Source organism: Streptomyces asoensis, assembly GCF_013085465.1.
In the GTDB taxonomy this organism is placed as follows: Bacteria; Actinomycetota; Actinomycetes; order Streptomycetales; family Streptomycetaceae; genus Streptomyces; species Streptomyces cacaoi_A.
Genome location: NZ_CP049838.1, coordinates 3,675,094 through 3,697,016, shown reverse-complemented (window position 1 = coordinate 3,697,016; position 21,923 = coordinate 3,675,094). Strand labels below are relative to the sequence as shown.

20 protein-coding genes and 2 tRNA genes are annotated in these 21,923 nt (G+C 69.9%); 8 read left to right on the top strand and 14 right to left on the bottom strand.

What is annotated here, in order from left to right; all coding sequences use genetic code 11:
- Window positions 1–111: 111 nt before the first annotated feature.
- From G9272_RS16400 to G9272_RS16360, 9 genes are all read right to left on the bottom strand, one after another.
- The gene (locus G9272_RS16400; RefSeq protein WP_171397268.1) at window positions 112–354 is read right to left on the bottom strand and encodes a hypothetical protein; all 243 of its coding nucleotides are present in this window, start codon (window positions 352–354) and stop codon (window positions 112–114) included.
- Between the two features lie 176 nt (window positions 355–530).
- Complete coding sequence (locus tag G9272_RS16395; protein WP_171397267.1) at window positions 531–1,172, bottom strand: superoxide dismutase; 642 nt, start codon at window positions 1,170–1,172, stop codon at window positions 531–533.
- A 169-nt stretch (window positions 1,173–1,341) separates the two neighbouring features.
- Window positions 1,342–2,727, bottom strand: coding sequence for an amino acid permease (locus G9272_RS16390; RefSeq protein ID WP_171397266.1), 1,386 nt, complete (start codon window positions 2,725–2,727; stop codon window positions 1,342–1,344).
- A 113-nt stretch (window positions 2,728–2,840) separates the two neighbouring features.
- Window positions 2,841–3,734 carry a TauD/TfdA dioxygenase family protein gene (locus G9272_RS16385; RefSeq protein WP_171397265.1) on the bottom strand — a complete coding sequence of 298 codons (894 nt, stop codon included), beginning with the start codon at window positions 3,732–3,734 and terminating at the stop codon, window positions 2,841–2,843.
- 23 nt (window positions 3,735–3,757) lie between these two features.
- The gene (locus G9272_RS16380; RefSeq protein ID WP_301272134.1) at window positions 3,758–5,116 is read right to left on the bottom strand and encodes an LLM class flavin-dependent oxidoreductase; all 1,359 of its coding nucleotides are present in this window, start codon (window positions 5,114–5,116) and stop codon (window positions 3,758–3,760) included.
- A complete protein-coding gene (locus tag G9272_RS16375) occupies window positions 5,113–5,850 on the bottom strand; it encodes an ABC transporter ATP-binding protein (protein ID WP_171397264.1) in 738 nt (245 codons plus the stop codon). The genes G9272_RS16380 and G9272_RS16375 overlap by 4 nt, the downstream gene beginning before the upstream one ends.
- Window positions 5,826–6,716, bottom strand: coding sequence for an ABC transporter permease (locus G9272_RS16370; protein WP_171397263.1), 891 nt, complete (start codon window positions 6,714–6,716; stop codon window positions 5,826–5,828). Before G9272_RS16370 ends, G9272_RS16375 begins: the two co-directional genes overlap by 25 nt.
- A 5-nt stretch (window positions 6,717–6,721) precedes the next feature.
- Window positions 6,722–7,789 carry an ABC transporter substrate-binding protein gene (locus G9272_RS16365; RefSeq protein ID WP_171397262.1) on the bottom strand — a complete coding sequence of 356 codons (1,068 nt, stop codon included), beginning with the start codon at window positions 7,787–7,789 and terminating at the stop codon, window positions 6,722–6,724.
- A 285-nt stretch (window positions 7,790–8,074) separates the two neighbouring features.
- Window positions 8,075–9,304 carry an ROK family transcriptional regulator gene (locus G9272_RS16360; RefSeq protein ID WP_171397261.1) on the bottom strand — a complete coding sequence of 410 codons (1,230 nt, stop codon included), beginning with the start codon at window positions 9,302–9,304 and terminating at the stop codon, window positions 8,075–8,077.
- A 465-nt stretch (window positions 9,305–9,769) separates the two neighbouring features.
- Between G9272_RS16360 and G9272_RS16355 the strand changes: the two genes are divergently transcribed.
- The gene (locus G9272_RS16355) at window positions 9,770–10,348 is read left to right on the top strand and encodes a biotin transporter BioY (RefSeq protein WP_171397260.1); all 579 of its coding nucleotides are present in this window, start codon (window positions 9,770–9,772) and stop codon (window positions 10,346–10,348) included.
- 86 nt (window positions 10,349–10,434) lie between these two features.
- Here the strand turns inward: G9272_RS16355 and G9272_RS16350 are convergent, their stop codons facing one another.
- Window positions 10,435–11,157: a hypothetical protein gene (locus G9272_RS16350; protein WP_171397259.1), complete on the bottom strand. Its 723-nt coding sequence runs from the start codon at window positions 11,155–11,157 to the stop codon at window positions 10,435–10,437.
- 220 nt (window positions 11,158–11,377) lie between these two features.
- Between G9272_RS16350 and G9272_RS16345 the strand changes: the two genes are divergently transcribed.
- A complete protein-coding gene (locus G9272_RS16345; protein WP_171397258.1) occupies window positions 11,378–13,258 on the top strand; it encodes a serine/threonine-protein kinase in 1,881 nt (626 codons plus the stop codon).
- An 82-nt stretch (window positions 13,259–13,340) separates the two neighbouring features.
- Here the strand turns inward: G9272_RS16345 and G9272_RS16340 are convergent, their stop codons facing one another.
- Window positions 13,341–14,831: an amino acid permease gene (locus tag G9272_RS16340; protein ID WP_171397257.1), complete on the bottom strand. Its 1,491-nt coding sequence runs from the start codon at window positions 14,829–14,831 to the stop codon at window positions 13,341–13,343.
- Between the two features lie 216 nt (window positions 14,832–15,047).
- Between G9272_RS16340 and G9272_RS16335 the strand changes: the two genes are divergently transcribed.
- Window positions 15,048–15,533, top strand: coding sequence for a ribose-5-phosphate isomerase (locus G9272_RS16335; RefSeq protein WP_171397256.1), 486 nt, complete (start codon window positions 15,048–15,050; stop codon window positions 15,531–15,533).
- A 155-nt stretch (window positions 15,534–15,688) separates the two neighbouring features.
- Window positions 15,689–16,495 carry an Fpg/Nei family DNA glycosylase gene (locus tag G9272_RS16330; protein ID WP_171397255.1) on the top strand — a complete coding sequence of 269 codons (807 nt, stop codon included), beginning with the start codon at window positions 15,689–15,691 and terminating at the stop codon, window positions 16,493–16,495.
- Window positions 16,496–16,509: 14 nt separating this feature from the next.
- Here G9272_RS16330 and G9272_RS16325 read toward each other — a convergent pair whose 3' ends face one another.
- A complete protein-coding gene (locus tag G9272_RS16325; protein ID WP_253268205.1) occupies window positions 16,510–17,745 on the bottom strand; it encodes a GNAT family N-acetyltransferase in 1,236 nt (411 codons plus the stop codon).
- A 235-nt stretch (window positions 17,746–17,980) separates the two neighbouring features.
- On the opposite strand from G9272_RS16325, the gene G9272_RS16320 reads away from it, so the two are divergent.
- Together G9272_RS16320 and G9272_RS16315 are read left to right on the top strand one after the other, a co-directional pair.
- The gene (locus tag G9272_RS16320) at window positions 17,981–19,165 is read left to right on the top strand and encodes a PP2C family protein-serine/threonine phosphatase (protein ID WP_171397254.1); all 1,185 of its coding nucleotides are present in this window, start codon (window positions 17,981–17,983) and stop codon (window positions 19,163–19,165) included.
- 63 nt (window positions 19,166–19,228) lie between these two features.
- The gene (locus G9272_RS16315; RefSeq protein ID WP_171397253.1) at window positions 19,229–19,705 is read left to right on the top strand and encodes an HD domain-containing protein; all 477 of its coding nucleotides are present in this window, start codon (window positions 19,229–19,231) and stop codon (window positions 19,703–19,705) included.
- A 6-nt stretch (window positions 19,706–19,711) separates the two neighbouring features.
- On the opposite strand, the gene G9272_RS16310 is transcribed toward G9272_RS16315, so the two are convergent.
- Window positions 19,712–20,926 carry an acyltransferase family protein gene (locus tag G9272_RS16310; protein ID WP_171397252.1) on the bottom strand — a complete coding sequence of 405 codons (1,215 nt, stop codon included), beginning with the start codon at window positions 20,924–20,926 and terminating at the stop codon, window positions 19,712–19,714.
- A gap of 401 nt (window positions 20,927–21,327) precedes the next feature.
- Between G9272_RS16310 and G9272_RS16305 the strand changes: the two genes are divergently transcribed.
- Entirely contained in the window at window positions 21,328–21,522 is a 195-nt protein-coding gene (locus G9272_RS16305; RefSeq protein ID WP_030779494.1) for a hypothetical protein, read from the top strand.
- Between the two features lie 88 nt (window positions 21,523–21,610).
- On the opposite strand, the gene G9272_RS16300 is transcribed toward G9272_RS16305, so the two are convergent.
- A tRNA-Gly gene (locus tag G9272_RS16300) sits at window positions 21,611–21,681 on the bottom strand.
- Between the two features lie 165 nt (window positions 21,682–21,846).
- Here G9272_RS16300 and G9272_RS16295 point away from each other — a divergent pair.
- Window positions 21,847–21,923, top strand: a tRNA-Pro gene (locus G9272_RS16295).

Genomic DNA, 21,923 nt, shown 5'->3' with positions numbered 1-21,923 from the left:
CCTGTCCGGCCAGGGCAGTTGGCGGACAGAGGTGCCCGGTTGAACTTCCCGTCCACCGATCGGTGGACCCGGAGGCTGGGGGGATCCCCCGACGGGGCCGGGGGATCTCCCCTAGGTGGCCGGCTGCGGAGACGTCCGGAACTCCTCCGGAAGGTCGAAGCCGGACCGCCAGTTGAAGTAGGACTGCACCCGCACACAGCCTTCGTGGGTGCAGCGCCGGTACTTGTCGAGATCCGCCCTGTGCACCAGCACCTGTGTCTGCGTCAGGGCGAAGGCCCGCTCGGCGCCGTGCAGGTGCCGGAAGTGCTGTTCGGTGTCCCCGCAGTTGGGGCAACGCCTCTTCGGAAGACCCATGCGGGCCACTGTCGCCCGGAACACCGCCCTTGGGGAAGCCCCCGCCCGGGCGTAAGGGAACGGTGTGCAACGGGAGCGGCCCCGCGAGTCATGTCCTCGCGGGGCCGCTCCTTCACTCCGCCTGCCGCCGTGAAGGGTGAGAAGACGATCACGAGGCAGGACGCTTCACCGCTGCCTCAGGGGGCGAGCAGCAGCACATCCGCGCGGGACTTCGCGGCGGCGTAACGCCCGGCCACGTCCTGCCAGTTGACGACGGCCCACATCGCCTCGATGAAGTCGACCTTCTGGTTCTTGTACTGGAGGTAGAAGGCGTGCTCCCAGGCGTCGAAGACGAGGATCGGCACGGAACCCTGGCCGACGTTGCCCTGGTGGTCGTAGACCTGCTCGACGATGAGGTGGCCGCTGAGCGGCTCGTAGGCGAGGACGCCCCAGCCGGAACCCTGGGTGGTCGCGGACGCCTTGGTCAGCTGGGCCTTGAAGCCGGCGAACGAGCCGAAGGACTCGGTGATCGCGTCCGCGAGGTCGCCGACGCCGTCCGCCGCGAGGGGCTCACCGCCGCCGTCGCCGGTCATGTTGGCCCAGTAGATGCTGTGCAGGATGTGGCCGGAGAGGTGGAAGGCCAGGTTCTTCTCCAGGCCGCCCAGCGACGCCCACTGCTCCTTGTCCCGCGCCTCCGCCAGCTGCTCCAGGGTGTCGTTGGCGCCCTTCACATAGGCCGCGTGGTGCTTGTCGTGGTGCAGCTCGATGATCTCCGGGCTGATCACGGGGGCGAGCGCGGAGTAGTCGTAGGGCAGTTCGGGCAGCGTGTAGACGGGCATGGCGGGGTCCCCTCAAACCTCTTATTGCAAGTGACTTGCAAGTGCAGGCTAGCAACAAGAAGGGGGTTCCGGGCAACAACGACGGACGTGGCGGCAACGAGAAGGCCCCCACGCGTCTTTCGCGTGAGGGCCGACAGGCCGACAGGAGCCGGGGGGAGGGGCGGGCAGGTCAGCCCGTGGCCCGCAGCCGGCGCCGCTGCCACGCGTACCCGACGGCCGCCAGGAACGCCGTCATCCCGCCCGACCAGTACAGCTGCACCCGGGTGCCCGGCTCCCGCGCCATCAGGACGAAGATCGCCGCCATCCCCGCCAGCGCGACCCAGGTGAGCACCGGGAACGCCCACATCCGGACGGCCAGCCGCTCGGGCGCCTCCCGCTCCAGACGGCCGCGCAGCCGCAGCTGGGAGAGCGCGATGAAGATCCAGACGACCAGGATCACCGCGCCGATCATGTTCAGCAGCCAGGGGAACACATCGTCCGGACGCCAGTAGCTGAGCAGGACGCAGCCGAAGCCGAAGACACAGGAGGCGAGCACCGCGACCCGGGGTGCGCCGCCCGACACCCGGCCCAGCGCCTTCGGGCCGTGGCCCCGCTCCACCAGCGAGTACGCGATGCGCGAGGAGCCGTAGACGTTGGCGTTCATGGCGCTGAGCAGCGCGGCCAGCACCACCACGTTCATGACCTGGCCGGCCCCCGGGATGCCGAGCTGGTCGAGAGCGGCGACGTAGGGGCCCTTCTCGACGACCGCCTTCGCGTCCCAGGGGACGAGGGTGACGATGACCGCCATGGAGCCGACGTAGAACAGCGCGATGCGCCACATCGCCGTACGGACCGCGCTCGCCACGCCCCGGACCGGGTTCTCCGACTCGGCGGCGGCGATGGTGACCGTCTCCAGGCCGCCGTACGCGAAGACGGACGCGAGCAGGCCGACGACCAGGCCCTCGCTGCCGTGCGGGAAGAGCTCGCCCAGATGGGAGGCCCCCGGGGAGTCCGTGCCCGGCAGGACACCGCCCACGGCCAGCACACCCAGCACCAGGAACAGGGTGATCGCGCCGACCTTCAGGGCCGCGAACCAGAACTCGAACTCGCCGAAGTTCTTCACCGCGGTCAGGTTCGCCCCGCAGAACAGGAGCATGAACAGCGCCACCCAGGCCCACTCGGGCGTGCCCGGCAGCCAGCCCGTGACGATCTTCGCGGCGCCGATGCCCTCCAGGCCGACGGCCGTGCACAGCAGGACCCAGAAGGCCCACCCCACGGTGAAACCCGCCCAGGGACCGAAGGCCCGCTCGGCGTGCGCCGAGAACGAGCCCGACGAGGGATACGCGGCCGACATCTCGCCCAGCATCCGCATCACCAGCATCACGAGCAGGCCGGAGAGGGCGTAGGCGAGGACGATCGACGGACCGGCGGCGGCGATACCCGCGCCCGAGCCGACGAAGAGACCGGCGCCGATGACGCCACCGAGGGCGATCATCGACAGATGGCGCTGTTTGAGGCCGTGGGACAGGGTGACGTCCGGCTCCGGGGGAGTCCCGACGGTGCTGCTGCTGGGCATGGGCGCGGCTCGTCCAATGCGTGAGATGGGCAAAAACGCCCACAGTCTGGGCAGCCCCTCCGCTCGGGCGAAGGGGCTGCCCACCATCCGGACGGACCGGATACGCGGTGTGTCTAGGCCGCTACGGAGGTGTAGTGCGCCGCGTCGCCCTCGATCGAGTAGCTCTCCTTGCCGTCGATGCCGACCGGGATGTCACCCGCGACGGTCACCCGGTGCAGCCGGCGGGGCCGGCCGTCGTAGTTGTCGACCGCGTAGTGCTGGGTGATGCGGTTGTCGAACAGGACCAGCTGGTTCTCCGACCAGCGGTGGCGCACGATGTTCTCCGGCCGGGTGACGTACGACTGGAGCAGGTCGAGGATCTTGCGGGACTCGGCCGGCGACAGGCCCACGATGCGCTGGGCGAACCCGCCGATGAACAGGCCCCGCTCGCCGGTCAGCGGGTGCACGCGGACCACCGGGTGGACCGTGCGGTACTTGATCGAGGTGAACTGGGCGCGCGCGGCGGCCTGCGCCTCGTCGACCGTCTCCTGCGGCACCGCGTAGTCGTAGTCGTTGGTGTGCTCGGCCCACAGGGTGTCGGCGAGCTGCCTGAGCGGCTCCGGCAGCTGGCGGTAGGCCGCCGCCGAGCTGGTGATCAGGGTCTCGCCGCCGTACGGCGGGAGGACCAGGCTGCGCAGGGTGCTGGCCTGCGGCGGGTTGAGGACGAAGGTGACGTCCGTGTGCCAGTGGTTGGCGGCGCGGCCGCGCTCGCTGTCGACCGGCAGCACGTTCGGGGCGCCGTCGACGGCCGGCACGGTCGGGTGGGCGGTGGTGAGGTCGCCGAAGTGGCGGACGAAGGCCTGCTGGCCCGCGTCGTCCAGGTCCACGTCGTCGAAGACCAGGGCCTTGTGGACGTTGAGCGCCTCGCGCAGGGCGGTGTACGTCTCCTCGTCGAGGGGCTTCGCGATGTCGACGCCGGAGACCTGGGCGCCGATGTTCGCGGTGACCTTGCGGATCTCGATGCTCATGGGAGGTTCCTTTCGGACGAGGGTCAGACGAGGACGGGTGCGGGAGCGTTCACGTACTGGTTGGCGGGGCGCGGAAGGCCGTACCTCTCCCGCAGGGTCGTGCGCGGGCCGTACTCCGTGCGCAGCAGGCCGCGGGCGCGCAGGATCGGCACGACGTGGTCCACGAAGGCGTCCAGGCCGGAGGGCAGCACCGCGGGCATGATGTTGAACCCGTCGGCGGCGCCCTGGGTGAACCAGCTCTCGATCGCGTCGGCGACCTGCTCGGGCGTGCCCGCGAAGGTGAGGTGCCCGCGCCCGCCGCCGAGCCGCCCGATCAGCTGCCGCACGGTGAGGCGATCGCGCCGGGCCAGCTCCACCACGAGGGTGTAGCGGCTCTTGGCGCCTTCGATCGCGCTCTCCGGCGGCAGGTCGGCGGGCAGCTCCGAGTCCAGCTCCAGGGCGCCCGGCTCCAGCTGGAGCAGCTGCTCCAGCCGCTGGACCCCGTGCGTGTGCACGATGTGGTCCTCGAGGACCTGTTCGTTGGCTCGTGCCTCGGCCTCCGTCGAGCCGATCACCGGGACGATCCCGGGCAGCACCTTGATGTGCTCGGGATCCCGGCCGGCCTGCCGGGTACGGGACTTGAGGTCGGCGTAGAAGGCCTGCGCGTCGCCGAGCGTCTGCTGCGCGGTGAACACCGCCTCCGCGTACCGGGCCGCGAACGCCTTGCCGTCCTCGCTCGACCCGGCCTGCACCAGCAGCGGGTAACCCTGGGGTGAACGCGGGACGTTGAGGGCGCCCTCGACACTGAAATACGTCCCCCGGTGCCGGGGCGGGTGGACCTTCGCGTCGTCGCCCCAGACGCCGGCCGTCTTGTCGGCGACGATCGCGTCGTCCTCCCAGCTGTCCCAGAGCTTCAGGGCCACGTCGAGGAACTCGCCGGCGCGGGCGTAGCGCTCGGCGTGCGCGGGCTCGGCGTCCAGACCGAAGTTGCGGGCGGCCTCCGCGCCGGCGGTGGTGACGATGTTCCAGCCCGCCCGGCCGCCGCTGATGATGTCGAGCGAGGCGAACTTACGGGCCAGGTTGTAGGGGGAGTTGTAGGAGGTGGAGGCGGTGGCGATGAGGCCGATGTGCCGGGTGGCCGTCGCCAGCGCGGTGAGCAGCGTGAGCGGCTCCAGGGCGCCGGCCGGGCGCTGGGCGATGGTGCCCCAGAGCTGCGGACCGTCGGCGAGGAACAGGGAGTCGAAGGTGCCGCGTTCGGCGATCCGGGCCAGGTGGACGTAGTGGTCCAGCTCCACGTGGGCGTACGGGTCGCTCTCCGGGAGTCGCCAGGACGCCTCGTGGTGGCCGGTGTTCATCAGGAACGCGTTCAGGTGGAGCTGTCGTCCGTTGTGAGCCGTGGTCACTTGTGGTCCTCCGTGACGCCCAGGGCGGCGAGCAGCCGTTCGCGGTACTCGCCGAGCAGCGGGTCCCGGTACGAGCGCGGGTGCGGGCGGTCGATGGTCAGGTCGAGGCCGATACGGCCGTGGTCGAGGACGAGGACCCGGTCGGCGAGCACGATCGCCTCGTCCACGTCGTGGGTGACGAGCAGTACGGAAGGCTTGTGGCGCTCCCACAGCTCGCGCAGCAGGGTGTGCATCTTGATCCGGGTGAGGGCGTCCAGCGCCCCGAACGGCTCGTCGGCGAGGAGGAGTTCGGGTTCGCGGACCAGCGATCGGGCCAGTGCGGCGCGCTGCGCCTCACCGCCGGACAGCTCATTGGGCCAGGCCCGCTCGCGGCCCTTCAGCCCCACCTCGGCGAGGGCCTCGCGGCCCTTCTGCTCCGCCTCCTTGCCGTCAAGACCCAGCAGCACGTTGTCCAGCACCCGCCGCCAGGGCAGCAGCCGGGAGTCCTGGAAGACCACCGACACCCTCTCCGGGGCCGTGAGCTGCCCGCTGCCGACGACCTCGTGGTCGAGGTGGGCGACCGCCCGCAGCAGGGTGCTCTTGCCGGACCCGCTGTGCCCGAGGAGTGCCACGAATTGGCCGGCGGGGATGTCCAGGTCGATGCCGTCGAGAACCGTGCGTTCCTCGAACGACCTTGTCAGGCCGCGCAGTTGGACTGCGGCGGAGCGGGTCAGCTGCTCAGTGTGCGGCGCCACGACAGCACCCTCCGTTCGATGAGACGGACCGCGGTGTCGGAAAGGAGACCGAAGACGCCGTAGATGAGGAGGCCGACGAGGATGACGTCCGACTGGCCGTAGTTCTGGGCCTGGAACATCATGTAACCGAGGCCGCTGGTGGCGTTGATCTGCTCCAGGACCACCAGTCCCAGCCAGGAGCCGGTCACCCCGAGCCGGAGTCCCACGAAGAATCCGGGCAGGGCGCCGGGGATCACGATCTGCCGGATGAACTCGACCTTCGACAGGCCCTGCACCTCGGCGAGTTCGACGAACCGGTGGTCGATGCCGGACAGCGCGGCATGCGTGTTGAGGTAGATCGGGATGTAGACGACGATGGCGATGATCGCGATCTTGAAGGTCTCGCCGATGCCCAGCCAGAGGATGAACAGCGGGATCAGACCGAGGGTCGGGATCGCCCGGTTGAGCTGCACGGTCCCGTCGATCAGGGCCTCCCCGGACCGGGTCAGCCCCGAGGCCAGCGCGAGCGTCACCCCGGCGGTCAGGCCGATCGCGAAGCCGTAGGCGGCGCGCTCCAGCGAGGTGAGGACGTCGGTGGTGAGTGTCCCGTCGGTCCACAGGTTCACGCCGGTCCTGAGCACCGTCCAGGGCGCGGGGATCGCCCCGGTGTCCAGCTGCCCGGCGGCCGAGGCGGCGGCCCACAAGGCGATGAGCAGCAGGGGCCCGACGAGCCGGGAGGCGGGCCACGGTTTGCCGGGAGCGAGTCCACGGCGTCGTTGTCGGCGGCGGACCCGAGGACCGTCGTCGGCGGTGACGGCGACGGCGGGGACCGTGGTCGCGGTCGTGCCGGTGGTCGTGCTCGTGCTCGTGCTTGCGCTGGTGGTCATGGCGGTCAACTCCGGTACTCGGCTGCCACGGACTTGGCGGCGATGCCCTCGAAGCGGTGGTCGAACAGCGAGGAGACGTCGAACTTCTTCACGAAGCCGCCCTCCGCGAGGAGGTCCGCGGTCTCCTGCTCCCACTTGATGGCCTCGTCCCAACTCGGCGGGAACAGCGGCTTGTTGGCGAGCGCGGTGATCGACTGGGCCTGGTCGAGGGTCAGGTTCTGCGTCTTGACGTAGAACTCCTCGTTCCAGACGTCCGGGTTCTCGTAGCTCCACACCAGGCCCTGCGCCCACTGCGGGATGTACGCGGCGACGGCGGCGGCCTTCGCCTTGTCGTTCAGCACGGACACCGGCGCCCACAGCAGGCTGAGCAGGTCGACGACGTCGGTGGTGATGATGCGGGCGCCCTTGGACTCGTACTGCTTGAGGTAGGCGGGCGACTGGGTGTTGCCGAGCGGGGCGATGTCCACCTGGCCCGACTGAAGCGCGGTGAGGAACTGGTTGCTGGTCAGCGGGACCAGCTTCACGTCGTCGTACTTCAGGCCGGCCTTCTTCAGCGCCCGCAGCAGGACGACGCCCTGCGCCTGCCCCTGCGAGAACGCCAGCTTCTTTCCGCGGAAGTCGTCGACGGTCTTGATGTCGCTGCCCGGCTTGGTGGCGAAGACGTAGTTCGGCTTGCGGGTGATGTTGATCGCGACGATTTTCGCGTCGAAGCCCTGGTAATGCGCCTGGATCGGCGGAATTCCCGCGTTGTTGGCGACGTCCAGGGACTTCGCGCGGAAGGCGTTGATGACGTCGGGACCGGCCCCGATGTTCAGCCAGCTCGACACCGCGAAGGGCAGTTCGGGCAGCTTCGCCAGCTTCAGCTGCAACTGCTGCGCGCCCTGGAAGGAGGCGATCTTCAGGCTCGTGCCGGCGGGCACCTTGTCGGCGAGCGGGGCCGTGGAGGCGCCCTCGCCACCGGTGGCGGCACTGCTCTCGGCGCAGCCGCTGAGCCCTGCGACACCGGCGGCGGCGCCCAGCAGCGAGGCGAGGAAGAGACGCCGGTCGACACCGGGCGTACGGGAAACAGGCACGGGAGAACCCCCAGGGGAAAACGGAGACAAGGCAGGCGGAAGCCGGCAGAGGAAAGCGGGCGTGGCAGAGGCCGCAAGGGCCTGCGGGAATCGAGAGGAATCCACAAGAAATCCGCAGGAGATCCGCAAGGAATCTGCAACAAGACCGAAACGAATCCTGCGACTAAAGGCAGGAGAAGGGTGCGCTCCCGGCGCACCGGGGCGTCAGCAACAGAAGGTGCGACAGCTCATGAGAAAGATGTTCCTGTCCACGTGTGGGGCCTGTCAACATTCGGAGTTTCTGAATTAACTCGGCTCAGGTGGGACGCCCGGAGGACGAGGCCAGGAGGAGGCAAGCGGATCCCGGTAGAGCACGTCCAGTGCCACCGCCCCGCCCGCCACGGCCAGCACGGAGTCGGGGAAACTGCTCGGCGAGACGCCGGCGGAGCGCCCCGCGCCGACCTCGTCCCGCAGCGCGGCGAGGCAGTCCTCCCGGAACAGCACACCCACCTCGGTGACGACGACCCGCTCCGGATTGAGCACGTCCAGCAGCAGCCCGGCAGCCCGGCCCACCATCCGCGCCCGCTCCCGCAACAGCCGTACGGCCACCGGGTTCCCGGCCTCCGCCGCGGCGACCACGTGCATCGGGTTCACCCCGTCGATCACCCCGGCCTGCCGGGCCCGTCGGCACAACGTCCGCTCGCTCAGCTCCACTTGGAGGCAGCCGACCCGGCCGCACTCGCAGGGCTCCGTGCCGCCGGCCAACGGCAGATGCGCGATGGCGCCCGCCTGTGAACGCGGCCCGTGGTGCACCTCGTCGTTCGTGGCGAACGCCGCGTCGACCACGTTCCCGACGAACAGATGCAGCACGCTCAGGTTGCCGCGTGCCTGCCCGAACAGCCGCTCCGCGTTGACCAACGCGCGTGCGTGTCCGTCCACCTGGACCGGCAGCCCGGTGTGCGCGCCGACCGACTCCCGCACCGGCACGTCCCGCCAGCCCAGCAGCGGATGCTCGACGACGGTCCCCGAATCCCGGTCCACCCAGCCGCCCACGGCGACCCCCACCCCGAGGGCCCGGCAGCCGGGAGCCTCCTCGAGCAGCGCGCCGAGCCCGTCGGAGGCCCGCGCCAGCACCTCGGACGGTTCGAGGCGGCCTCGATGCTTCAACTCCCGCCGTGCGACCACCCGGCCGCGCAGATCCAGCAGCGAGACCGTGGTGTACGGCACCGCCACATGCACCCCGCCCACCACGAACCGCGAGTCGTCCAGATCCACCGGAACGTGCGGCCGGCCCACCCCGTTGCTGCGCCGGGGCACCGCCGCCTCCCGGAGCAGCCCGAGCCCGGTGAGCCGGGCACAGTGGTCGGTGACGGAAGCGGGGGACAGCCCGGTGAGCCGGGCGATGGTGGAGCGCGCGACCGGCCCGTGCTCCAGCACGGACCGCAGGACCACACTGGCGCTGGTACGCCGCCGGTCGCTGTCGGCGACCCGGGTAACGGGAGAGGTCGGGGCGGGAGGAGCCGCGGTACGGGGCATGGGGAACTTCCTCGGAAGTCGGGAGCCGGTCCGACACTGCGCCGTCTGTGGAGCGCGGCGCGCCGGATGATCGGCTCCGCCCGCCTCACACCGGAGGGCGACAGGCGGCCGCGCCCACGCGTCGCAGGTCGACATGGCGACGCGACGAGAAGTTCAGAGACTGGGCCTGGGCAACCATGGCTCGAAGCTAGCAAAGGGGGCAGGCCCCGACCAGATGCCGACCGACGGGCGAGACGGCCGCTGTTCGGTTGGCGAAACCCTACAGAGACCGCCCGGGGCGCCTGCGTATCCCGAACCACTCCACCTCAGTGACCAGGGTCACCTCGTACCGCGTGTAACCCCCACCCTTTGTCAGGAGCCCACCAACCTCGCGTTCGACCGTTTGTCGACCGCGGACGGTGATCGCCTCGACCCCCCTGGGATAGCGTCGCCGTGTCCCGTCCGTCCCGATCTCGCGGAGTCCCCATGAGCACCGCCGCCGTCACCCCCGCTCGTCCCGGAAAGGTCCTCGCCGACCTTCTCCCCGCTTCCCGTGTCCGGGACATCGCGCTCGTGCTCGGCGGTGCCGCGCTCACCGGCCTCGCGGCCCAGATCGCGGTCCCGGTCCCCGGCTCCCCGGTCCCGGTGACCGGCCAGACCTTCGCCGCGCTGCTCGTCGGCACCACCCTCGGCGTCCGCCGCGGGGTCTCCTCCCTCGCCGTCTACGCGCTGGCCGGTCTCGCAGGTGTGCCGTGGTTCGCGGGCGGCAGCTCCGGCGTCTCCGTCTCCTTCGGCTACATCCTCGGCATGATCCTCGCGACCGCCGCCGTCGGCGCCCTGGCCCGCCGGGGCGCCGACCGCTCCGTGCCGCGCATGGCGGGCACGATGCTGCTGGGCGAGGCGATCATCTACCTCGTCGGCGTCCCGTACCTCGCCTACGCCGCCGACATGAGCGCCTCCGCAGCGATCGCGGCCGGCCTCACCCCGTTCCTCATCGGCGACGCCGTCAAGGCGGTCCTGGCGATGGGTCTGCTCCCGACGGCCTGGAAGCTCGTCAAGGAGTAACCGCCCTAAGGTGCTCACGAAGGGGTTCGCCGGGCCGGGTCGCAGCACGCGACTCGACCCGGCGAACCCCTTTCGCGTGGGGCCGCTCAGCTCTCACGCTGCGCCGGCCGTCGCTGGGACCACCACAGCCCGGCCGCGCCCGCCGCGAGCAGTGCGGCTCCGGCCGCGCCGAGCGGCAACACGTCCCGTCCGACACCGGCCTTGGGCAGTTCCTCGCCGCCGGGACCCACGGGCGTGTTGTCGGTGCCGAGGAGCAGCGGGGTGGCGGGCGCGTTCGGCGACGGGTTCGTCGTACCGAACGGCACCGGGCCCTGCTGCCAGAACGTCTTCTTCCCGTCGGCTGTCTGGACGGGCAGACAGATCTTCCCGGTCTTGCTCAGATCGAAGGTCGCGTCGACGGCGTACGACTTCGACGCCCCGGCCGCGAGATTGTCGATGGGGCAGGAGAAACCGCTGTTGGATCCCTCCGGAAGATCTTTCTCCGCGATGGCGTCACACCCCTGAACGCTTTTGACCGCAAGGCCGTCGAAACCGACGACCAAAAGCCTTATCTGTCCGCTGTCCTTGGTCCCCTCGTTCTTCACCGTGGCGGTGATCGCCGTTTTCTTGGAACTGTTGTCGACCGAGATCCGCTCCGGCAGTGTCGTCGTCGTCTTCACGCCCGCGGGCGCCTCGTCAACGGGCTTTCCCCCCTTGCTGCTTCCGGGGCCCTGATCGTCCGCCCCGGCAGGGAAGGAAAGGATCAACACCGCCGAGAAAGATGCCGCGACCAGCGATCCGGCGACGGTCGTCACCCGACGAGAACTCATGTTCGCCCCCCTTGGCTGCGCCTGAATTCGCAGTACTGGAAGAGGTACCACAAGATTTCTCCACACTATGCTGGTAGGGCAGTAAGTGTGACTATTGTGTTCCGGGGCCGGGCAATGGAGGGGGTGCAGCGGATTGCCGGGAAATGCGGGAAACTCGGGAAACGCAGAGAATCCGGGGAACACAGGGAATTCGGGGAGTGGAGGTTTCTCCGGGTTACTGGTGACGGGGCGCTACCGGCTGGTCGAGAGTATCGGCCAGGGGGGAATGGGGCGCGTGTGGCGAGCCACCGACGAGGTTCTCGACCGGCAGGTCGCGGTGAAGGAAATGCGCATCGACGGCCTTGACTCGGAGGACACCCGCACCCGCCGCGAACGCACCCTGCGCGAGGCCAGGGCCACCGCCCGCATCGACCATCCCAACGTGGTACGCGTCTACGACGTCGTCGACGAGGGCGAACGCCTGTGGATCGTCATGGAGTTGGTGGCCGGCCGCTCCCTTGAACGGATCATGGCCGAGGAAGGTCCACTGGACCCGCGCGAAACCGCCCGGATCGGCCTGGGCCTGGTCACGGCACTGCGCCAGGTGCACGCGAGGGGAGTACTGCACCGCGACATCAAACCGGGCAACGTCCTGGTGGAAGGCTTGGGCAGCGCGGAGGCTGGCGTCCGACGGGTCGTCCTCACCGACTTCGGCATCGCCGCGATCCAGGACACGAAGGCGTTGACCATGGTCGGCATGCTGGTCGGCTCCCCCGACTACATGGCCCCCGAGCGCATCTCGGGCCACCCGCAGGGCCCGCCCTCCGACGTGTGGTCCCTGGGTGCGACGCTCTGCGCCGCCCTGGCCGGCCACTCCCCGTTCTCCCGGGACACCACCCTGGCGACCCTGCTCGCGGTCCTCTACGAGGAGCCCCGACTTCCGTCCGACGCGGGCCCGTTGTACGACATCCTCACCGCCCTCCTGGCAAAGGAACCCACAGCCCGCCCCACCCTCACCGACCTGGAATCCACCCTTGAGCGCATAGCCTTCCCGCCGCTTACGCCTCCACCCACGCCCACGCCCACGCCCACGCTGACGGTGACCGGGGGAGAGGCGAGTGTGGGGACGGAACCGGCGTCGGACGTGGGGGAGTTGCCGCTGCGGGAATCGCCGACTCGGGTACTCCTGAACCCCATCAAGGCGCCCGACCCGCCCGCCCCCTCTGTCGCCGCCGATGCCTCCACCGATGCCTCCACCGATGCCTCCACCGATGCCTCCACCGAAGCGGCCTCGGAGATGCGCTCGGAGTCGGGCTCCGAACCTCCGTCCCCCAGCCCACCGGGAACCCCATCCCCGCGCTCCGGAATCTCACTCACCCGCTCCCGCTCGGTGACGGAACGCAACCCGGCCCCGCAACCTGCCCCGCACCCGTCGCCGGCCCGTCGTACGGGGGGATGGACGGGGCGCCGTACCGGCGCGGTCGCCGCCCTCGGTGTCGTCGTCGTGGCCACGGTTTTCGCGATCGTGCTGGCGTCGGCCCCCGGCTCGCACGACGGCGACAACCAGGCAGGCGGTTCCTCGCCCAAGCCGTCCCCGGTCACCGGCTCGAGCGCCGGCGACGGCTCTGCATCCGGTTCCGGCTCCGGTCCGAGTCCCTCGGCGTCGCCCACCGTCGAGGGGACGTTCAGGCCCCCGAGCCTGCCCCCGGGCACGCACCAGGAGGCCGGAGGCTTCGCGTGGGCGACGCCCAAGGGATGGCGGCGGGATGTGAAGACGGGAGCGGAGGTGCACTACACGTCCCCCGACGGCAGCCAGGAGCTCGTCGCCAAGTCCTCCTTGGCCCGTGGCGACCTGATGGACACCTGGCGGACCTCGGAACGGAACGCCCACCAGGGCCAGGACTACAGCAAGATCCGCCTGGAGGAGACGACGTTCCGAGGCCGGCCGGCGGTCGTCTGGGAGTACACCTTCACGCTCCAGGGCACCCCCTGGCACGCCCGGCTCCTCGGCTTCGACGACAGCGGGAAGTCGTACCAGATCAACACGTGGTACCAGCCCGCGACCGAGGCGGCGGCCCTGAAGACGTACGACAAGGTCAAGGACAGCTTCACCGTGATGTGACGGTGGGACGGTGAGGTGGGAGAAAAGAAAGGGGCCCGCCGAAGCGGACCCCTCTCATCGGCTCATCGGCCTTCGAGCGCAGCTACTCGACTTCACTCCCGGCAGTGGCAGTGGCAGTGGCCTCGGCCTTGGCCCTGGCCTTGACCCGGCCCTCCTTCAGGAAGGCGACGCCGACCACGAGGGCGGCAACGAGCAGCGACAGCAGCACGGTCGTCCGCCCGCTGCTCTCCCCTTCGGTGTCGGTCAGCATGTAACCGAGCACGAAGACGATCAGCGCGGCCGTCGCCCAGGTCAGATACGGGTACAGCCACATCTTCACGACCAGCTTCTCCGGCGCCTCGGCCTGGATGATCTTCCGCATCCGCAGCTGCGAGAAGCAGATGACCAGCCAGACGAACAGGGCCACGGCGCCGCTGGAGTTCACGAGGAAGAGGAAGACGGAGTCGGGGAACTTGTAGTTGAAGAAGACGGCGACGAACCCGAACGTCACCGAGGCGACGATCGCCGCGAGAGGAACGCCACGACTCGTCGTGCGGGCGAAGATCTTCGGCGCGTCACCCCGCTCGCCGAGCGAGAAGGCCATGCGGGAGGCCGTGTAGAGCCCGGAGTTGAGGCAGGACAGCACCGACGTCAGCACGATGAAGTTCATGATCTGACCGGCGTGCGCGATCCCGAGGGAGTCGAGGGCGGCCACGTAGGAGCCCTGCTCCTTGATGGACGCGTCGTCCCAGGGCAGCAGCGTGACGACGACGAAGATCGACCCGAGGTAGAAGACGCCGATACGCCAGATGATGCTGTTCGTGGACTTCGTCACGGCCCGCTGCGGGTTCTCGGACTCGCCGGCCGCGAGGGTCGCGATCTCGCTGCCCATGAAGGAGAAGACGACGAGCAGCACACCGGTGAGGATGGCGCCGGGTCCGTTGGGCAGGAAGCCGCCGTGGTCGGTGAGGTTGCCGAGCCCCGCCTTGTCGCTGTCCGCACCGGGCAGCACGCCGAAGACGGCGAGCCCGCCGACGACGATGAAGGCGCCGATCGCGACGACCTTGATACCGGCGAACCAGAACTCGAACTCGCCGTAGGACCCGACGGAGACGAGGTTGGTGGCGGTCAGCACCACCATCACGATGAGCGCCCACCCCCACTGCGGTACGCCGGGCATCCACCCTTCGAGGATCTTGGCTCCGGCGGTGGCCTCCACCGCGAGCACGACGACCCAGAAGAACCAGTACAGCCAGCCGATGGAGAAACCGGCCCAGCGGCCGAGCGCCCGGTCGGCGTGCGCGGAGAAGGAACCGGAGGTCGGATTGGCCGCGGACATCTCGCCGAGCATCCGCATCACCAGCACCACGAGCGTGCCGACGAGAGCGTAGGACAGCAGAATGCCCGGCCCGGCGGTGGCGATACCGGTACTGGAACCGACGAACAATCCGGCTCCGATGACCCCGCCGATAGCGATCATCGACAGATGCCGGTTCTTGAGCCCTGCCTGAAGTCCGGATCCGGATCCGGTTCCGGGTTCTCCGGAACCTCCGGGGCCGCGGTCGGCCTTGGTGAGGGTCGGCTGCGAAGTCATGAGGATGGTTTTCCTTTGCGCCGCGTGAGGGGAATCAGGTGCGTCGTGCGTGGGGGGCGTACGAGCCGGTCCAGTGAATCCGAGGTGAATGAATTCGGGAACCTATGATTCCAGATCGTTACTTGAGGTTTTCCTGAGCTTCGATGGGGTTACTCGCAGTTTTCGGACGCGGCACCCGGCGCTGCTACCCCGCAACACTCGTGTCACACTCATCCCATGCGCGTGTATCTCGGCTCGGACCATGCCGGCTTCGAACTCAAGAACCACCTCGTCGAATGGCTCAAGGCGGCGGGTCACGACCCGGTCGACTGCGGGCCCCACATCTACGACGCCCAGGACGACTACCCGCCCTTCTGCCTCCGCGCCGCGGAGCGGACGGCCGCGGACCCCCAGTCCCTCGGCATCGTGATCGGCGGCTCCGGCAACGGCGAGCAGATCGCGGCGAACAAGGTGAAGGGCGTCCGTGCCGCCCTGGCCTGGAGCGAGGAGACCGCATCCCTCGGCCGCCAGCACAACAACGCCAACGTCGTCGCGGTCGGCTCCCGCATGCACTCCCAGGACGAGGCGACGAAGTTCGTCGAGACCTTCCTCGCCACCCCGTTCTCCGAGGACGAGCGCCACATCCGCCGCATCGACATGCTCTCGTCGTACGAGACCACAGGCGACCTCCCGGCAATCCCGCCCCACCACCCGCAGCAGTAGCCGGCTGGGGTGCAGGGGCGGAGCCCCGGTCCTCCACCTCTCACCCGACCGAGTCGGGTGGGCAGGTGGGCGAGGGGCCGGGGCGGAGCCGTGGTGTGGGTGACCTCTCACCTGACCGGGTCGGGCGGGTGGGAGGGAAAGAGAAGGAGACGCCGGTGCCTGAAGGGCACACGATTCACCGACTGGCGCAGGACTACGCCCGCTTCACCCACCGCCCCCTCCAAGTGACCAGCCCCCAGGGCAAGTTCACCGACGCCGCCGCCCTCCTCGCCGGCACCCCCCTCACCCGCACCGAGGCCCACGGCAAACACCTCTTCCTCGGCTTCACCGGTGACCTGTGGATCCACATCCACCTGGGCCTCTTCGGCAAGGTCGACTTCGGCCCGGCCCCCGCGCCGCCGCCCACGGACACGGTCCGTCTCCGCGTCGCCGACCCCACGTCCTACGTGGACCTCCGAGGCCCCACCACCTGCGCCCTGATCACGGGCGACGAGAAGCAGGCGATACACGCCCGTCTCGGCGCCGACCCCCTCCGCGCCGACGCCGACCCCCGGTCCGCGTACACCCGTGTCTCCCGCAGCCGTACGACGATCGCCGCCCTCCTCATGGACCAGAAGATCATCGCCGGCGTCGGCAACGTCTACCGGGCCGAGGTCCTCTTCCGGCACCGCATCGACCCGTACCGCGCGGGCAGGGACATCACCCCCGCCGAGTGGGACGCGATCTGGGCCGACCTGGTCGCCCTGATGCGTGAGGGCGTCCGCAACAACCGCATCGACACGGTCCGCCCGCAGCACACCCCCGAGGCGATGGGCCGTCCGCCCCGCGTCGACGACCACGGCGGCGAGGTGTACGTGTACCGCCGTACCCACCAGCCCTGCCACCTCTGCGGCGACGCCGTCCGTACCGCCGACCTCGCCGCCCGCAACCTCTTCTGGTGCCCGACCTGCCAGAAGGGCTGACCGCGCGGATCCCGTCAGAACCCGTGCGGCAACCAGGGGGCGGTGATCGCCCCGAACCCCATCGCGGCCTCCGCCAGCGCGCCCTGCCGCAGCTCCCGCACCCGCCCGGCCCCCGCCAGCGAGGCAAGGCTGACACCCCCGAGATAGGCCGCCCCCAACTCCCGTACGGACAGCGCGAGATCGGCGGCGTCGGAGGTGCGCCCGCACACCGCGCCCTTGGCGTCCCCCGACAGCCGCCAACGCCCCGAGTTCCAGGGGCAGAAGGCATCCTCGACCTCCAGTACGACGTCCACCGGCGTCTGGTACGTCCGCGCCTCGAGCGCCGCCCCCACGTCCACCAGCCGCACGTACAAGGAGTCCCGCACCCGCAGCTCGCACCGCCGGATGTCGGAGACGAGATGCTGCCACGCCTCGTCCACCGGCCGCCCCCGCACCTTCAGCGAGGTCGTGAGGTCGATCCCGAACAGGAAGCGCCACAGTGCCGCCTCCGACACCGGATCGACCCCCGCCAGGTCCTGGAGCCGCACCTGCCCGTTGTGCCCGCTGTCCCGCCACTCGGACCGCACCCGGAAGCGGACGTACCCGGTGACCTCCCCGTCCCGCTCGGCGAGCACGCACTGGAGCGGCGACGCCCCGCCCCGCTCGCTCTCCGGATCGAGCAGCCCCAGCCGCTCCCAACCGGGCCGGCGCGCGAGCATCCCGGCCCGGGCGGGCACGGTCCGCGCGTACACCGCCTCGCACGCCTCGAGCTCCGCGCCGGGGTCGGCGTACCGCAGCCGTACGTCGTCCGTGCCGGCCGGGACGGACAGCCGTACCCGACTGGTGTCGATCTCGGCGTGCAGGCCGAAGGTCGCCGCGGCGTACCCGAACCGTCCGTAGATGTCCGGTTCGGAGGCGGTGAGGATCGCGAGCGGCTCGCCCCACGCCCGCACGTCGTCCAGTTGTCGCCGCATCATCGACGTCAGCACCCCGCGCCGCCGGTGGGTCGCGCTCACGCCGACCATCGTCACGCCCGCCGCCGGTACCGAGGCCCCGCCCGGTACGGTCAGCCGGAAGTCGTACGCCCCCGCCGTGGCCACGCACTGGTCGCCGTCCCACACACCCAGGGAGCGCTCGTACGAGGTGAGCGCCCTGAACAGCTCCCGTTCCTCGGTCGACTCCCCGATCCCGCCGAAGGCGCGGAGCAGGGTGTCGTACCACTCGTCCCATTCGTCCCGGCGCAGCACCCGTGGTTCGCGCGACTCCCGCATCTCCCGCACCTTCCGCTGTTGCCCACGCCCGGCCGCGGAAGAGGTCGCACGGCCCGTCGCCTCACTCGTCATGGACTCATGCCTAGCAGTCCGATGCGGGACGAGCCAGCCAATTTCCCCCTCCTCGGGGCGCGAGCGCTTTCCGTGAAGTTCACTGTGAAGTTGAGCCTTGGAGGGGGGACAAGTGGGACCTCCCGTGCCAAGCGGCGGGTTCGATGGATAGGGTCCCGAACTAATGGCAGTAGGACGGCAGCGGCGCGCGGAAGCCGAGACGTTGACGGCCCGGTTGAAGCACTTGATGCACCGGGTCCGCACCGGCCTGCGCAGAAGCGCCGTGGACTACTTCCGCGGCGACGGTTCGGACTGGATCGCGCTGGCCTTCCTGCTGCTCACCGTCCCGCTGATCGCCGTCACCACACTCGCCAACTCGGTGTGGTGCTCACCGGCCGCCCTGGTCCTGCCGATCGTCGCCGGCGGACTGCTGCTGCGCCCGTCGAGCCTGCTCGGCCTGTACGCGGCGGCGGCCACGGCCCTCATCGTGGAGTCGGTGCAACTGGGCCCGTACACGGAGGGCCCGTCCAGAGTCACCCCGGGCGTGGTCCTGGTCGTCGCAGCATGCGGTTTCTTCGGACTCCTCATCGCCCAGTTCCGCAGCCGTGTCGGCGTGCCCTGGCGGCGCGGCGGCACCATGCTCTTCGACCTGCGCGAACGCATCCGGGTGCAGAGCAAGCTGCCGAGCCTGCCGCAGGGCTGGCACCGCGAGATGGCGCTGAGGCCGGCGGGCGGCCAGTCGTTCTCCGGTGACTTCGTCGTCGCGGCCCGGACGAATGGCGGCCGCACCATGGAGGTCGTCCTCACGGACGTCTCCGGCAAGGGCATGGACGCCGGTTCACGAGCGCTGCTGCTGTCGGGCGCCTTCGGTGGCCTGCTCGGCTCGCTGCCGCCGCACGCCTTCCTCCCGGCCGCCAACGGCTATCTGCTCCGCCAGGACTGGGACGAGGGCTTCGCGACCTCCATCCACCTGGTCCTCGACCTCGACTCCGGCGACTACGAGCTCTACTCGGCCGGCCATCCGCCGGGCCTCCAGCTCAGCGCGGGCAGCGGCCGCTGGGAGGAGAAGGCCGCCGAGGGCCCCCTCCTCGGGGTGTACGACGGCGCCCAGTTCGACCCCGTGAAGGGCTCGCTGCGCCCCGGCGACGTGCTGATGCTCTTCACCGACGGCCTGGTGGAGACCTCCGACCGGGACATCGTCGAGGGCATCGACCGCCTCACCGGCGAGGCCGACCGGTATGTGGCCGGCGGCTTCCAGGGCGCCGCCTGGCACCTGATCGAGGCGGTGGCGAAGGACGTCAACGACGACCGTGCCCTGCTGCTGGTCTGCCGCGAGGGCCCGACGGCCCAGTCGGCCCCCCTGTCCTGAGCTCTCCCGAACCGTCCTGAGCTCCGCCTGGACTCCCGACACTCCCGAGGGGACCGACCCACCATGCTCACCCTGTCCGAGGTCGAGAGCCTCGCCCGCGCCGCCCACCAGGGACAGACCGACAAGGCGGGCCGCCCCTACGCCGAGCACCTCCAGGCGGTCGCCGAGGGCGTACGCGCGCGTGGCGGCGACGCCGAGCAGATCGCGGCCGCCTGGCTGCACGACGCGGTCGAGGACGACGCCCTGTCCCAGGCCTGGCTGGACGAGGCGGCGCTGAGCGACCGTACGAAGGCCGTCGTCCTGGCGGTCACCAAACGGGCGAGGGAGACGCCGGAGGCGTACGCGGGGCGCATCCTCGCCACACCGGGCGCGTTGCTGGTGAAGGAGGCGGACCTGGCGCACAACGCGGACCCGGCGCGGCTCGCGGTCCTGGACGCACCGACCCGGGCGCGACTGACCGAGAAGTACACCCGGATGCGCGCACTCCTCGGTCTCACGGATCAGGCAGGTCACGCAGGTCACGCAGGTCAGGCAGGCTGATACCGGTCAGGCATCGGCCTTCGCACGCTGCGTCTCAAGCTTCTTGCCTGTCTCCTGCTTCTCCCGCGTCTCCTGCTTCTCCCGCGTCTCGCGCTCCCGGGCGAGTTCGGCGGCGTCCCGCTTGAAGGCCCAGTCCATCTTCGGCTCCATCACGAACCGGAACGTCCGCCGTACGGGCTCGGTGCACAACAGGGTGACGGCCGCGGCCACGGCCACGGTGACGGCGATCTCGCCGAGCGGCCGGTGCACCGCGGTGTGGTCGAACCAGCCGCGGTAGTCGGCGGTCTTGATCAGGAAGCCGTGCAGCAGATAGCCGCACAGCGTGCCCGCGCCGAGTGCCGTGAACCACATCGTGCGGCCCGGCACCCACGAGAAGAAGCAGGCCGTCAGCAGGAGCGAGCAGCCGAACAGCGCGAGTTGCATGGCGGGGCCGACCCACCACGGGAGGCCCAACTCCTGCGCGGAGGAGCGGTGGTAGAGCCACCCGGTGTCCATCTTCGGCACCGCCCACCAGCAGAAGGCCAGGGAGAAGACGAACACGGGGACTGCCGCGATCCGCACCGAGCGGCGGCGGACCATCCGGAAGTGCTCAGGCCTGAGGCACAGGCCGAGTACGAAGTACGGCAGGAACTGGAGCACGCGCTGGAGGTCCAGATCGCCGCCGAGGTTCGGGGTGAGGGACGCCAGCATCGCCATGGCCAGCGCGAGCGGCAGCGGGAAGCGGACCATCTTCCAGATGGGGGTCGTCAGCCGCCAGATGAACAGCGCGCACAGGAACCAGGTCAGGTAGTACGGGTCGAGGAGGGTGATGGCCGCCTGGGGGTCGTGGTCGACGACGCGCTTGAAGAGCGAATACGCGCTCTCGAACACGACGTACGGCACGGCGACTCCGGTGACCAGCCGCTTCAGCCGGCCGGGGCTCGCGTCGAAGCTGCGGGAGAAGAAGCCGGAGATGACGATGAAGGCCGGCATGTGGAACGTGTACACGAGCATGTACGCGGCCTGGAGCACCCGGCTGTCACCCTTCAGCGGCTCCCAGCTGTGCCCCATCGCCACCAGCACGATCGCCAGGTACTTCGCGTTGTCGAAGAACGCGTCACGCTTCGCGGCGGGCCGTGGCGACGGTCGTCCGGCGGATCTGTCCCTGGACTGGTCGTGCTGATCGTTCTGGCTCTGGGGTGAGCGGAGGCTCGGAACGAGAGACGAGGCGGCGGGGAACATTTGAGGCACCCTAGCGTCGCGCGCGCGTATTCGTAAAACGCCCCAGGTCATTCCTTGTTATTGCCCTCCGGATTGCTCACCGCATTGGCCTCGGGGGTGGTGGCCATCGTTCGCATCCGGCCTTGATGTCACGATTCATCCCGACTAAAAGGTGCATAACGCCGGTTTTGCACTTGTGTTGACGTGGCTGCGGCCATAATTCGAATTACCTGCGCAGGCGTTGTGTGGACACGGCAACGAACTGCCCCAATTCCCTGTGCGGGTACGTGCTCGAATTGCTGTGCGGCACACCCCCGGCCGGACGGGTCCGCGCGATGATGTGTCACGGGCCGCATAGGGAGGCCCTGTTGGTGGCACGATGGTCTCGGGAGTGCGGACCGACCGAGGGTGTGTGATCAGTTGTGGCCATTTCACTGTCAGTGGTGCTGCTGTTGGCGATCATCCTGGTGGTGCTCATCCGGGGAGGGTCGATCAAGGCGGGGCCGGCGATAGTCGCGATCCTGTTCGGCTTCTTCCTCGCCTCGACCGGCATGGCCCCGTCGATCAACCGCTTCCTCGACTCCCTCGCGGACACCATCAACTCGATCAGCTTCTGAGGCCCGCCCCCGCGTGTCCGGGCGGGTGCCCGAACACGACGAGGGCCGGGTCGGAGAAGTGATCTCCGACCCGGCCCGGGCCGTACAGAGCGGGCGACGGGAATCGAACCCGCGTAGCTAGTTTGGAAGACTAGTGCTCTACCATTGAGCTACGCCCGCACACGACGCGCCGCAGGTCAGCGACCGCGGCACTTCAGGCATCGTAGCGGGTCGGCACCGTGCCGCGCACACCCCGTTTCCCGGGCCCGCCGCGACGCGCCCCCAGGCTCGGCAAAAGCGGCGGTCGGACGGCCTGCGGGCATGTACCCTACGTGTCGCACCAGACGGGGTGTGGCGCAGCTTGGTAGCGCGTCCGCTTTGGGAGCGGAAGGCCGTGGGTTCAAATCCCGCCACCCCGACCA